We start from the raw sequence: 13,715 nt of genomic DNA on the forward strand, positions 1-13,715 counted from the left end.
AGATCACAATTTTACATTGATCAGCTTCGGAAAATTTGTTGCACTATAAAAAATTTTTGGAGTAGTATAGGTCCACAATTGAAAAACACAGCAAGGGGGCTGTGTTTTTCAATTGTGGTGGTCTGTGATGATGAAGAACAATTGATATTGGGGCTCATCATGTCACGCTTGTGCTCGTGTCCTATTCCTTCAACCATGCGTATGGGAATCAAAAAAACGTACCACCTTTTTTACTCAAGGGTGATACGTTTTTTTAGGTTGTGCACGCTATTGATGAATCAACGTGTTTTTAATGTGCGAAATCCAAGTGTTTTTCCCCGTGATGATACTAACTGTTCCAGTTTGTCCATAATGAATATTTTGATAGTCTTTTGGACGTAAGTTTAATATTGCACTGACCTGATAAAAATTACCGTCTTTTGTTGTAATAGGATTAGCAGGAATACTTGTAATATTGCCTGGTATCACCATGTGTTTGCTATTTTTTTCTGTTAAATGATAACGTATTGATTGATTCTCCACTATCTCTGAAATTTCATTTGCAGAGATATAAAAACTAACTTTTAAGTCAGGAGTTTTTTTGAGATTTGGATATATTTGTGCAATATTAGTTCCTTGAGGAATGCTAGTTAATTTTGTTTTGTTGATTAATAAATTGACCGTGCCGGATTCAGTAGCGATGATAGTATTTTTGCCACTTGTTTCTGTTGCAGCGTGTTGTATTTTGGTCTGTTCAATTTCTTGATTAAGCGTTTCTAATTCTTTCGTAATAGAGGCTAGTTGTTGTGATTTTAGTTCGTTGAGCTTGTTTGTGAGCGCATCTTCTGCTAAATTTGTGGAAGAAAAACCGGCATATTGTGTCTTATAGCTAGTTAACGCGTCATTTATTGAATCAATTTGTTGTTGAATACTAGTTACAGTTTCTTTTTTTAGTTTATCTACCTGTGAAATGGGCAACTCTTTTGTTTGATGTTGGTAGTCTAAGAAGGTGCTGTAGTAGGCATTTTTAGGTGATAAGCTTGTGTTTTTTATTATGGCATTAATCAGGTCTTGATACTGGCTAAGCTCTGAATTTTTCTTATTTATAGCTTCTGATATAATTATTTTTTGCTGTTTGACGCGATCTTGGTTATTGACTTGTTGCTGATGGTCTGTAGACAGACTGCGACGTTGAGAAAGATAACTTTGGTATGAAGTGGAACAACCAAAGTTATCGTCATCAGTAAATAAATTTTGATTCTGTTTTATGCTGTCTTTATAGATTATTAGTGCTTGTACATGTTCTTGCAGATTTTTAAGCGATGATTTTTGTAATTGTAAATTGGTATCTGATTCAGTATTTTGATACTGAATCAGAATATCTCCAGCAGTGATTTCCTTTTTTGTAAGTAATTCGTTTTTAATGATGGGATTATTACTTGTTGATTGTATCGTTCTAAGTATTTTGATTGGTGCTATCTCTCCAGTGCTTTTAATAACAGTTTCTTTATGAGTAAGGCAAGCAAGCAAAATAAGCAAGACCAAAAGAATAAGTGTTGGAAAAATGATGAGTGTTGTGAAATTTTGATATCTTTTAGTATAGAATTCTGAGCTTTCTAAAAGCCTCTCGTTGAACATAGTTGTACCTCCCATTATTAATGCTTTACAAGATGATAGTATTTTGATTTTTTATGTATAAGTTCAGCATGGCTACCATCTTCACTGATGATCCCTTTTTCAAGCAGAATAACGCGTTGGACTTTTTCAGCAATAGTCAGGCGATGTGCAATAAAAATGATTGTTTTATTTTTAAGCGATAATAAATTATCAATAATCTTTTTTTCAGTTGCGACATCAAGATTACTGGTTGATTCATCCAAAATAAGTATTTGAGAATTACTAAGGAGGGCTCTAGCTAAAGCGATACGCTGCTTTTGGCCTCCAGACATGCCGCCTTCCTCTGAAATTTCGGTTTGATAACTTTGTGGCATATTTTCGATGTCATCTTTAATGTCAGCAAGCTCAACAGAATGTAGGATGTCTTCTTGTGTTGTGTTTTCACGAGCACCTAGTGTTAAATTATCTAATATGCTTCCAGTAAATATGTATGGGTTTTGTGGTAGATAAAGAATATGTTGCCTTAAATTTTGTCGTTGAACGTGTTTAATGTTTTGTTCACCAATAAAAATGTTGCCAGCACTAGGAGATATAAAATGAACAAGTAGTTTGGCTAATGTTGACTTACCGGAACCGCTAACACCGACCAGAGCAATTTTTTCACCAAAGGGGATCTTAATTGAAAAGTGGTGTAATATGTTCTTTTGATAACCATATTGATAGCTGACGTCGTCAACTATAATGTTATGAGGGTTGTTATGATGAAGCTCTTGTGATTCTGATTTTTTAAACTCTGATTTTACAAGATAGACTTCGTTTAATCGTCGGTTAGCAACCGTTGCCGTTTGTAATTTCGCCTGCAAGTTAATAATATTTTGGAAAGGTTCAGTAAAGTAGCCTAGTAATGCATTATAGGTAACTAACTGACCGACACTAATTTGATTACTAATCACTAGCTTGGCACCCAACCATAAAACGAGCACATTGATAATGAGTTGAGTTGCTTGTTTAATACTATTTTGAATGGCTTCGCTTTTTTGATGGGCAAAGGATTTTTTTAAATAATCGACAAATTCACGATCAATTTTTTGGTAGCTCGTCTTCTCGCTTGTCAAAGATTTTATGGTTTCAATACCATTGATGTCTTCAATAATAGATGAGCTCAGCGTTGCATTACTTGCCATCTGTTCTTGATTCAATCGTTCAAATGGCTTCATGAAACAATAGACAATCAAGAAGTAGATAGGAAAAGAGATTAGAGATAGTAGAAAAAGTTTTGTATTTTGAATTGCTAAGACGCTCCCAACAATTATCGTGATACCTAAATCTAAAAAAAGTGAGAGAATTGTATTTGCCATGGCATCAATAATGGTGTTGGCGTCATTAAAACGCGTTACAATTTCACCTGTTCGACGTGTGGCAAAGAAATTAACAGGTAGTTCGAACAAGTGCCGTATGTATGATAGTATGACTTCAATCGATAATCGTTGTCCCATAATAGTTAACAGATAGGTGCGAGCAAAACTAAGTAGCTGTTGTAACACATAGGTGGCAATGAGTCCTAATGAAACAACGGTTAATGTGTTAGACATAGCACTAGGAATATAAGCATCAATCACTAGTTGCATATAATAAGAGCCAGCGATACTAATTAAAGTGACTAGCAAAGAAGCGACGACAATATTAGCAATTAATCCTTTTTGTCGACTAATAATTGGCAGAAAGGATAGGATACTGTTTTTATTTTCTTTAAAAGGTTTATATCTGGGTGAAGGCGACATGAACAATGCTACACCAGTCCACTCTTTAGAGAATTCTTGTAACGTCATTGCGGTTTTAGCAACTGTTGGATCTGGATCTGCAATGATAACTTTGTTTTTAGTGAATCCGTACACTACATAATAATGCAAATATTGACCTTTTTTCTCAACATGAGCGATGAACGGCAGAGGTAAATCTTTCATGTCGAATAAGGTAAGGTCAGCTTGAATAGGACGGACATCCATATTGAATGATTCAGCGGCCTTCACTAATCCTAGCGCCGTTGTACCCGATAAGGATGTTTGACAGCGTTCACGAATGTTAGCTAATGAAACATCTGAGCCGTGTCGCTTTAAAATCATAGCTAGTGCTGCTACGCCACAATCTTTTTCTTCAAGTTGTGATATATAATGAAACTTTCTCATGCTTATGCGCTCCTATAAAATAGCTTTAAAAGTTTATTTTATAGTGAGAATGGCATTTTGTTATTAATTGATCATAATTGGTTGTTATTTTGTGTTGAATGGTGGACTTTTAACCATTCAACATTTCAACATGACCGTTCGTTCCATTTATCTATAAAAACACAGCAAGTTAGTGTATATTTAATTCTATCGTTGCGCAGCGGTTAAATACCAAAATAATAGGGGGAAGTATGATCAACAGTACAGCGGTTAAGGAATTAAATGACATGGAATTAGAAAGCATTAATGGTGGTTGGTCACCACAAGGTTTTGCTATTTCCTTTGTACTTGGAGGGGCAGTGGGTGTTGGTGCCTATTCAATATATCAATTCGGTATGGACCAAGGATATCGAAATAATAAAAAATAGGATTATATTTATTAAGGAGGGTAATTACGTATGGCATTATTTAAAGAATTAAGCAACAAGGAATTGGTAAATGTAAATGGGGGAGTAGTCCCAGTAGCTGTAGTTTTGGGTGTGCCAACATTAGCACTTGGAATATACCAGGCTGGATATGCGGCAGGAAAAGACAGAGCTCAAGCTGGCTTACGTCGATGAAATATCTACTGTTGCTTTTACAGTGTCTAATATTTATCGCTTTATGTTTATTGGTAATATTAATAGGGTTAAGTGATCAACATCGTTTTGGAGCTTTATCATATCATGCTATAAATAATATGTTTGTTTTGTTGATGCTTCTCCAGTTTGTGTTATTTTTAATACCCAATAAATTATTAGGTGCATTCGAAAACAGTTTGTCCGGATATTTGAAAAAAAAATCATTATGGAAAATTGTTGTATGGACAGGAATAAGTGGTGGCATATTGTCGTTGAAGGAAATAGTTTGTAACAAATTTTAAATTTATGGTAGATTGTAAAATTAAACCGAACAATTGTACGTTAACACCAAATATTGAGGTCGTTCTCAATCACCACGAAAGGTCCTTTAGCAATTCTTCGTGTTCTATTAATTCTTGCAATCTACCATGTTTATAAGTAGGAGGGAGAAGATTGGTATGAGTTTGAAAAATAATATTGTTGGATTTAATAAGTTAGATAGTGAAGAGCTTAAAAATATTAATGGTGGGTGTTATCCGTTGTTAATTATTGGTGCACTGGCTGGAATTGCTATTAGAAATAGAATCAAAAAATAGAAAAGGATAAAATTATGCATAAAAATGACCTAATTAATTTTTCTAATTTTAGTCAACTTGATGAATATCAATTGGCTAGTGTCGATGGTGGATTTATTCCGGTTGCCGTTTGGGCATTGTGGGCTGGTGCGGGTGCTGCAGGGTTCAGTGGGGGAATCGCAGTTGGATTGAATAGAGTCAATAGAAATAACTAGAACAAATGTTTGAAGGGTGGTTGTGACAATGCTTAAAGAATTATATGAGTATAGATATTGGATATTGTTTTTGTTTGTGGGATGTATTGGATTTTTTTGTGGAATTGCAGTAGGTCTTCAACACGTTAATTCTATAGTTTAATGATCGAAAGGGTTTTAATATGACTGAATTAAATAAAAAATTGCAAAATAGTTTACACGGTTATGATATTTTGGATGCACAACAATTGTCAGAAGTGGATGGTGGTATTGCGCCACTTTTGATAGCCGGTGGAATTGTTTTGGCTGGCGGTGGAGGTTTTGCTGCAGGATATGGTTTATCTAGATGGTTAGGCTGATTTAAAAAAATTTAAATTAGCCTAACGAACTACTCTTATACAAAAAACGGACTAGTTTTATTCAGTGCGAAAATAGTATGGGAGTATTTTTTTATGTTAATTCGTTATTAACAAGATTTTAAGAGCTTTTGCAAAAAGCACTGTTGCACGTTTTAAAACATATATTTTCTTTTAGAATATTATAGTTATAGGGACAAGGTACTTTCTTATTGTGGGAATTAGCCGGATAAAGTGCAATTTAAGATGATTTAAATTTACCTGAGTGCCTATTTTATTAAGTAATTTTAAAAAGTTGAATTCTGAAGAATTACTAGAGTCAGAAGGAATAGCTCCTCTGATTGTGGCTGGTTTATGGATCGCTGGAGCAGTTGGTGGCGCCTTTGTGTGGGGATATGATAAAGGATATCAATTTGGGAAGGATTTGGCTAAATAATAATTATGACAGATGACACGAGCGCTGCAATAGCATTAGGAGCATTTATATTATATTTTGTCATTGCAGCACTGCGTTTTTTTACAGATGTAGGTATCTTAAATATTATTTCTGCAAGAGACTTAGAGCAAGCATCTCATTTTTTGCTAATAATAACTTTTGTTAATTTGATTGTATGGCCATTAAAAAAAGACAGTAAATTTTCTCTTCTTCGGTAAATAGTATTATATCGTTGTCTTTTATTACATAAAATACTATTTTATATAATTCAATTGTAAAAAAACAATCACATTACTTATTCAAATTAGACAGATGGCAAGAAAGTATATGGTTATTATAGGGGAAAACATATCAAAAGTTCTCAGGTTACTGCATTATTGTTAGTGATGTACTGTTGGGAAACTATTAATTCTAGCTATTGCAGATCATACACAAAAAAATAAAAAAGTCGGGTTCACTAAGATGGTAACAGTGAACCCGACTTTTTTAGTCACAGGAGGTTTCTTAATGCTTTTATTTTTCTTCGGGAAATTAGACAAGTTAGTTGATTATGAAGGATAATTTCATTATTGACTTTATCAATTTGTTCAATTTTATTAATATTTACAAGATAGGAACGATGGCTACGGAATAATCGATCATCCATCGCTTCGATATCTTGTAATCGACCTGTGAACTGGATACGTTTATTTTTACTCACTAAAGCGATTTGTCGTGTACCAGATATTGTTTCAAAGAATAGAATATCATTGAAGGGTATCTGAAAATGGCATTGTGAGGTATTGTAGTGAAATAAGTCTAGAGGCTTATCTTGATGCTTTTTTTCTACAAGATGAGTTAAGCATTCTTTTAATTGCTGCTTAAAATCACTTGATGATTGCGTTTTATCTATAAAGTCCAGTGCAGAAATATGATATTGGAAAGTAAGTGGCAAGAATTCAGAATGAGTCGTGACAAAAATAATAGCAGCATATGGATCATGTTTTCTAATTTCTTTAGCGACCTGAAACCCTTTTTTATCCGATCCTTTGATTTCAATATCGAGAAAGTATATGTGATGCGTTCCATTACTAAGTAAGTGCTGTGATAATTGTTCTGGCTTTGAGTAAGTGTTAATCTGTTGGCATGACCAATTGTTTTCCTGGACTAATTCGTTTAAGTAGCGTCGCAATTTTTGTTGCTGTATGATATCATCTTCTAAAATGTTGATGTGCATAAAATTTATCCTTGTGTAATCAATGTCTGTCGGAATCGATAATTGCTGTATTCGGTTTCTATGTGTGCTTGTTCATAATTACTTAAGATATGTTGCATATTGCTCAATCCAATGCCACGATTAGCTCCTTTACTAGTTACGCCATCTTGAAAAATATGGCCGATATTAATAAATTCTTGGTTAGTGGAATTTTCAATAATGAGACGGTGCTCCTGCTTAATATTATCTGTAATAAACGCAATATTAATAAACGCCACTGAGCATGCTTCGCTGGCTTCAATAGCGTTGTCTAATAAAATACCCAGCATACGAATATAATCAAAAACATCAACGTGACAAGTGGACCATTTTTGTTCAATTTCGAATTCTATATGAATACCTTTTTCTAGTGCTAAAATAATTTTATTTGATAGAATACTTTTGATTGCGGGGATGTCGATTTTTGTTAATGATCCTAAGGTGTGATTCCCATGATTTAATACATTCGGGGAGTTTTTTAATACATCTTCATATATAGAGCGAATCTGATTGATATCACCGGCTTGTATACTTGTTTCTAAACTGACAATTAGGTTGGCATAATCATGACGAAAACCATTGATACTTTTATAGAGATCTTCGATTTGTGTTGTATAGGTTGTTAAATGATCTAATTGCTGTTGCTTTTGCTGCGCTAATTGAAAGTTGAAATAATTTTGGGTAGTATTCTTAAGATAAACCAATAATGATATTAAACTAATAACAAAGAACATATTAACAGCATTTTTATATGAAGTATTGTTAAATTGGTACGTCAATAAATAAAGTATTAGGCTAATAGACAATAGTGAGTTGATAAATTTCAAACGATTGCTTTTCTGTAAATGTTGGTTTTTTCGTATAATTTCTAGATTCGGTGCAATCAGTTTGATTACACCAAACTGTATAATGCCTATGAGTATTGGCGTAGCAATGCTGTCATAGAGAGTCACAACATCGTCTACAAAAAAGTGCGAAGGCAAAAATAGTTCGCCAAATGATTGAAGTATGGTTCCTAAAGCAGATACCGTTAAAATGGCGTATAGTCCATAAAAACAGATGAGATGAATATTTTGAGTTTGTCTATTGGGAAGTACCCCCAACAGGACTAAGTACAATACTTGTACAGAGTGCCCCAGTATACTCAATGAGTGTGTTGTTACTAGAATCACTATTACAAATAAAACAAAATAGCGTAGGCTGTACTTTGTTTTACTCATCGCACAGAATATAATATATTTTATGCCTGATAAAAATAGAAAACCAAACATAACGTTAATCATTACTAATATATACATAACAAGTTCCCCCTAACTCTAGTTACATTTTACATTAAAAGATAAACGTTTACCATTAAAATCAGCTCAGTCAATTAAGTAAACCAAAAACCATTAACGTAATGTTGTTGACCGTTCAATGAGACAATATTGAAGTTTTATAGAATAGTAGAGATAATGGTTATACAAATATAATTTGAGGGGGTTAAAAGTAATGGAATTAGAACAATTCAAAAAATTAAATCAGGAAACGTTAACTAAAGTTAATGGGGGAGATTTGCTGCGTGGTATGTGCAGGATAATGAACAACGCACATTTTTTTTGAACTAAGTAGTAACTTATAAAAATATTTAGAAGGCCGCTAGTCTTTGAAAATTAGTGGCTTTTTATAATACATTAATTAGTATCAAAAATTTTCTGTTTGATATCACCCAGTAAACTAGTATAATAGCATTTATAATTACAACTTGACAAAATTTAAATGGGAGAATTATGAATAAAATATTATCTATCGGTGGGTCAGATACAAGTGGTGGCGGTGGTATAGAGGCGGACATTAGAACTTTCGAAAAATACAACATATTTAATTTGGTTGCTATTGAAAATATTGTGACTATGGCACCACAAACATGGGCAGTGACACAATATACAGTGCCAAATCATCTGTTTGCGTCTCAATTACAAACAGCAGTGGCGGTTGATCTAGCTGGCATTAAAGTTGGTATGGTTTCAGATGTTGATAATTTCAATACACTGGTTGGCTATCTAGAAAGCGTGAAGCCTAGTGCATTGTTAGTGGATCCCGTCATGGCTACAAAATTGTCAATCGATAATGATCGTACGGTTGATCTAGAGACTTATAAAGAAAAGTTATTAGCCAAAGCGGACATTATTACGCCCAATATTTTGGAAGCAGCGATGTTAACGGGAGTGGAGTCTATTAACAACGTGTCCGAAATGAAAGTAGCCGCTGAAAAGCTATCTAGCTACGGCATCAAATATGTTGTCATTAAATCAGGTAGTAGGTTTGATAATAATCTAGCTACAGACATGCTGTATGATGGTACTACTTTTGAAATATTCCAACGAGAATTGATAGCAACTGATTACAATCATGGTGCAGGCTGTACTTTTTCTGCAGCTATATTGGCGAACATTGTGAAGGGGATGCCGATACACGAGGCGGTTCTTGATGCCAAAAATTTTACATTTCAGTCGATAGAAAATGCAGTTAGAGTCAATCAATTTGTAGGCCATGTTTGGCAAGGAGAAAATGGTCATGAGACAACAAAATAGGATAGTCATAGACATTGTGTTAGTTGCTTTATTTACTAGTATTACATTTGTAGCGACCAGTATACAGGTTCCAATGCCGGCACTGATAGGAAAACCATTTGTACATTTGGGCAACTCAGCAGTGCTCCTTTCAGTACTCTTATTAGGCTATAAACGGGGTGCATTGGCTGGTGGCTTTGGATTAGCATTATTCGATGTGATGCATGGTTATGCCATGGAAGCGCCTTATTATTTTGTTGAGTGCTTCATTGTTGGTGGTGTTGCGGCCTATGTGTTTTCATTAGTAAACTATAAACAACATGGAACCAATTTAAAATTAATTCTTGTTATTCTTTCAGCTGTTTTTGCTAAATTAGTAATGACAACGGGGCATAATTTTGTGATGAGCTTATTTAAGGGGATGACACTGCAACCGGCAATAATAGCTACTATTTCATCTCTTTTTCCTACTATAATTAATTGCATTACGACATTAGTTGTTGTCTTTGTGATATATCGAGTACTAGCTGAACAGTTTAAACGATTATTTGTAAGAAATAATTTTAGTTAAACTTCGACTTAACGGTAAAAGCTATTATCTTATTATTTATAGGATAGTAGCTTTTTTGCTCATAACAGTTGTGATTAACGAACACTATTTTTTCTGACGGTGGTTTCTGAATTAACTCTAAAACGACTGAAGTATAGTAAGATAAAGATATATTTTATTAAGCATGGTGATTGCCATAAAATGAGGGGAGCAAATATGGGTAAATTTAATTTTTCATGTACCAATATTGATAATTTGAAAAGTTCATATGATTTTGTAGTTATTGGGTCGGGCGCGACGGGCATGACTGCTGCCATTCAGTCGCAAGAATTAGGGCTGGATGTGGTTATATTTGAAAAGTTAAATAGCCTAGGGGGTAATTCAATGCGCGCGTCTACTGGTATGAATGCTGTTGAAACGATGACACAATTAAAGTATCAGATAATTGACTCGCAGGAATCATTTTATGAAGAGACGCTTAAGGGTGGAAAAGGTAGTAATAATAAGGAATTATTGTCATATTTTGTGAGACATACTGAATCTGCAATTGAATGGTTGTCTTATCATAATATTGAATTAAATGAGATTGTATCGACAGGTGGTATGTCAAAAAAACGCGCTCATCAACCAACCGGTGCCACTGCAATTGGCGGTTATCTTGTAAAGGGGCTGCAACAGCAGTTAGCGGAGAAGCGCATCCCTGTCTTTAATCAGACAAAAGTCTTATCTTTAGTTAAGAATGATGGTCATATCTCGGGGGTTGAGATTGAGCACCCGCAAGCAGGGAAAAAGATTATTAATGCCAAAACAGTTCTGATTGCTAGTGGTGGGTTCGCACAGAATCGTGCCATGATGTCAGTATATGCTCCTGATTTATTAAGGTTAGGCACGACAAATCACCCCGGTGCGACCGGTGACGGTATTAAGCTTGCAACAACTGCCGGTGGTGCACTGGTAGATATGAACAAAGTACAAGTTCACCCAACTGCCCAGCAGGAAACGGATCATATTTATTTAATAGGCGAGGGATTGCGCGGTGCTGGTGCTATTTTGATCAATCATTTAGGCAAACGCTTTACTAATGAAATGGCTACACGTGATCAGGTGACTAAGGCCATTAATGACCTGCATCAGGATGGAGCGACACTGGTATTTGATCAGGGCATTTGCGAGGCATTTAAAGCAGCCGACTTTTATGTTGCCATGGGGTTAGCTGTTTCAGGAAATACAATATATGAGCTAGCGGAAAAAATAGGTGTAAACCCTAATAACTTGGAAAAAACAGTAAGTAGTTGGAACATGTATCAAAAGGCCTTTGAGGATATAGCATTTGATCGCCAGACAGGCATGGATCGTGGTATTGAGAAGTCGCCTTATTATGCAATTCACATTAAACCGGCCGTTCATTACACAATGGGCGGAATAAAGACTAATCGTTTAACTGAAGTTTTAAATGAGATAGGTGAGGCAGTACCAGGATTATTTGCTGCTGGTGAGGTGGCTGGTGGATTACATGGAGATAATCGCATTGGTGGTAATTCAATTGCCGAAACAATTGTTTTTGGTCGACAGGCGGGCCAGCAAGCTGCAAAACATGTTTTGAGTTTGTCATAAATTAAATTTTTGAGAGAAACGTGGAAAGACTATTGGTGAGGCAATAGTCTTTTTAGTATGCAACTACTAGTTGCGACCAGCGCAGCTAAAGGGATACAGAGATATTGCGCTTTTGATGGTCAAGTGAAATCTTTTACGTATAATAAAACCTGTGCACAACAAAGTGAAGGGAATTAAAATATGGAAAATATATTCAGTTATCAGCTCAATATGTTACGGGAAAAGAAAAGTTTATCGCAGGAGATTATTGCTCAAAAGTTATATGTTTCGCGTCAATCCGTTTCAAAATGGGAGCGTGGGGATGCTGAACCAGACATTGATAAACTTATTGCGTTAGCGGACATCTTTGGAGTTGATTTAAATTATTTATTGGCCGGACAACAGAGCCCAGAAGAATTATTATTGAAGTTGACGGCCGTTCGTAAAGGCTTTAAAAAACCAGTATTAAATGATGTGAATTTAGAAATTTATGGTAAGGATCGCATTGCATTATTAGGGAGCAATGGTTCGGGTAAGTCTACTATTGTAAATATTATTGCGGGCATGCTACGACCAGATGCAGGTCACATCGAAAGATTATTTGATCCCAAAGAGGATTTAAATGTTATGCCCCAAGAAAATACTTTAATAGAAACGCTTCGATTGGCAGAACATATAGCTCTTTCTGCCGGCATTCATCGCATTTATTCAACGCAATTTGTTAGTGGGTTATTACAAAAGTTTCATTTGGAAGAACAAGCTAATGTCAGAATTAGTGATCTATCTGGCGGTCAAAAAAGAAGACTTGCATTATTGTTAAGTGTAATGAGTTCTTCAAAGCTTTTGATTCTAGATGAACCGACAGTTGGCATGGATTTAGAATCTATTGATTTCTTTTGGAATTATATGGATCATGTTGCTGGTAGTGTTTTGACTATTACACATGATTTTAATCAAATTGATCGGTATTTTAATCGTATTTTGTTATTAAAAGACGGCGTGATTGTACAAGATGAAAAAGTGACGGAAATACATTCTAATAATCAGACAATTGAAGAATGGTACCGTAAGTATAATAATAACGAGGGGTGATACAGGATGATTACATATATAGAATTAAAGGAAACGTTTCGAAATAGACGCTTCATTTTATTTACACTTATTTCACCAGTAATGTGGTACATATTCATGGTTAATATAGCAAAGTCTGCCGGGTTCTTTACTCATCGTTATTCGAGTATTTGGTTTGTTGCTTCTTGCGTAATGGGTATTACAGGCAACTCGGTTGTTACGTTTGGAAAAACCATTAATCGTAGTCAAAATTTTTACTTTTTACAGGCTAAAACCTCGCGTTATGGTATAAAAAATTGGGTGTTGGATCAAATGATGATTCAGTTGATTTTAAATGTCCTCATTGCGTTAACTGTAACCATTTGTGGTGTTGTTATGCAGACAATACAAGTAGACATTAATTTCATTTTTGAGGTCTTGTTGTGTCAGATCTTGGGAGTATACTTTTGTTTAATAGGATTTGCGATGGGCATCGTAGCCGATAACAAAGTGTTGGATGCGTTATCCTTTCCAATTATGATGGTTTGGGCATTATTGATTATACCTTTTGATACGTGGACCACAGGAAGATTCGTCACGATTATCAGTGCTGTTCAAAAGTTGTTTCCTGGGTATTATTTATTTACGATAATACAGCATTTGATTGATAGTAGCAGTCTTGGATATAGTTTATTGCGTTTTGTAGCAACGATTGTTATGACTGCTGTCCCTATAGGGGTATTTACTTACCTGCATATTCGACGGATGACGAGTTAATCACATTTAATAAATGG

16 protein-coding genes are annotated in these 13,715 nt (G+C 34.9%); 12 read left to right on the forward strand and 4 right to left on the reverse strand.

From position 1 onward, the window contains the following. Positions 1–267 precede the first annotated feature (267 nt). Positions 268–1,617: a bacteriocin secretion accessory protein gene (locus RHP64_RS00410; protein WP_025267654.1), complete on the reverse strand. Its 1,350-nt coding sequence runs from the start codon at positions 1,615–1,617 to the stop codon at positions 268–270. 17 nt (positions 1,618–1,634) lie between these two features. Beyond that, the gene (locus tag RHP64_RS00415; protein ID WP_038534111.1) at positions 1,635–3,782 is read right to left on the reverse strand and encodes a peptide cleavage/export ABC transporter; all 2,148 of its coding nucleotides are present in this window, start codon (positions 3,780–3,782) and stop codon (positions 1,635–1,637) included. 230 nt (positions 3,783–4,012) lie between these two features. Here RHP64_RS00415 and RHP64_RS00420 point away from each other — a divergent pair, with 230 nt between their 5' ends. The 7 genes from RHP64_RS00420 to RHP64_RS00450 all read left to right on the forward strand — a co-directional run bounded on the left by RHP64_RS00420 (position 4,013) and on the right by RHP64_RS00450 (position 6,160). Then, on the forward strand, positions 4,013–4,189 hold the full coding sequence (locus RHP64_RS00420; RefSeq protein ID WP_010287032.1) for a class IIb bacteriocin, lactobin A/cerein 7B family: 177 nt from the start codon (positions 4,013–4,015) through the stop codon (positions 4,187–4,189). A gap of 30 nt (positions 4,190–4,219) precedes the next feature. Continuing rightward, on the forward strand, positions 4,220–4,381 hold the full coding sequence (locus tag RHP64_RS00425; RefSeq protein ID WP_010287029.1) for a class IIb bacteriocin, lactobin A/cerein 7B family: 162 nt from the start codon (positions 4,220–4,222) through the stop codon (positions 4,379–4,381). 458 nt (positions 4,382–4,839) lie between these two features. Further along, positions 4,840–4,977, forward strand: coding sequence for a class IIb bacteriocin, lactobin A/cerein 7B family (locus RHP64_RS00430; protein WP_071951754.1), 138 nt, complete (start codon positions 4,840–4,842; stop codon positions 4,975–4,977). 14 nt (positions 4,978–4,991) lie between these two features. Beyond that, entirely contained in the window at positions 4,992–5,171 is a 180-nt protein-coding gene (locus RHP64_RS00435) for a class IIb bacteriocin, lactobin A/cerein 7B family (RefSeq protein ID WP_010287277.1), read from the forward strand. Between the two features lie 161 nt (positions 5,172–5,332). After that, positions 5,333–5,509, forward strand: a complete 177-nt coding sequence (locus tag RHP64_RS00440) for a class IIb bacteriocin, lactobin A/cerein 7B family (protein ID WP_010287275.1) — start codon at positions 5,333–5,335, stop codon at positions 5,507–5,509. A 262-nt stretch (positions 5,510–5,771) separates the two neighbouring features. Next, on the forward strand, positions 5,772–5,942 hold the full coding sequence (locus RHP64_RS00445) for a hypothetical protein (RefSeq protein WP_011679066.1): 171 nt from the start codon (positions 5,772–5,774) through the stop codon (positions 5,940–5,942). A 5-nt stretch (positions 5,943–5,947) separates the two neighbouring features. Then, complete coding sequence (locus RHP64_RS00450; RefSeq protein ID WP_025267657.1) at positions 5,948–6,160, forward strand: hypothetical protein; 213 nt, start codon at positions 5,948–5,950, stop codon at positions 6,158–6,160. 272 nt (positions 6,161–6,432) lie between these two features. Here RHP64_RS00450 and RHP64_RS00455 read toward each other — a convergent pair whose 3' ends face one another. Together RHP64_RS00455 and RHP64_RS00460 are read right to left on the reverse strand one after the other, a co-directional pair. Next, positions 6,433–7,158, reverse strand: coding sequence for a response regulator transcription factor (locus RHP64_RS00455; RefSeq protein ID WP_011679068.1), 726 nt, complete (start codon positions 7,156–7,158; stop codon positions 6,433–6,435). A gap of 5 nt (positions 7,159–7,163) precedes the next feature. Next, complete coding sequence (locus RHP64_RS00460; protein ID WP_061514751.1) at positions 7,164–8,474, reverse strand: sensor histidine kinase; 1,311 nt, start codon at positions 8,472–8,474, stop codon at positions 7,164–7,166. Positions 8,475–8,945: 471 nt separating this feature from the next. Here RHP64_RS00460 and RHP64_RS00465 point away from each other — a divergent pair, with 471 nt between their 5' ends. The 5 genes from RHP64_RS00465 to RHP64_RS00485 all read left to right on the forward strand — a co-directional run bounded on the left by RHP64_RS00465 (position 8,946) and on the right by RHP64_RS00485 (position 13,698). Beyond that, complete coding sequence (locus RHP64_RS00465) at positions 8,946–9,749, forward strand: hydroxymethylpyrimidine/phosphomethylpyrimidine kinase (RefSeq protein ID WP_014324160.1); 804 nt, start codon at positions 8,946–8,948, stop codon at positions 9,747–9,749. Beyond that, the gene (locus tag RHP64_RS00470) at positions 9,733–10,299 is read left to right on the forward strand and encodes an ECF transporter S component (RefSeq protein WP_011679072.1); all 567 of its coding nucleotides are present in this window, start codon (positions 9,733–9,735) and stop codon (positions 10,297–10,299) included. Before RHP64_RS00465 ends, RHP64_RS00470 begins: the two co-directional genes overlap by 17 nt. 195 nt (positions 10,300–10,494) lie before the next feature. Continuing rightward, on the forward strand, positions 10,495–11,892 hold the full coding sequence (locus RHP64_RS00475) for a flavocytochrome c (RefSeq protein ID WP_025267659.1): 1,398 nt from the start codon (positions 10,495–10,497) through the stop codon (positions 11,890–11,892). A 180-nt stretch (positions 11,893–12,072) separates the two neighbouring features. Continuing rightward, positions 12,073–12,963 carry an XRE family transcriptional regulator gene (locus RHP64_RS00480; RefSeq protein ID WP_025267660.1) on the forward strand — a complete coding sequence of 297 codons (891 nt, stop codon included), beginning with the start codon at positions 12,073–12,075 and terminating at the stop codon, positions 12,961–12,963. Between the two features lie 96 nt (positions 12,964–13,059). Next, entirely contained in the window at positions 13,060–13,698 is a 639-nt protein-coding gene (locus RHP64_RS00485) for a hypothetical protein (protein WP_223318546.1), read from the forward strand. Positions 13,699–13,715 lie beyond the last annotated feature (17 nt).

Source organism: Leuconostoc sp. XM4, from assembly GCF_055698815.1.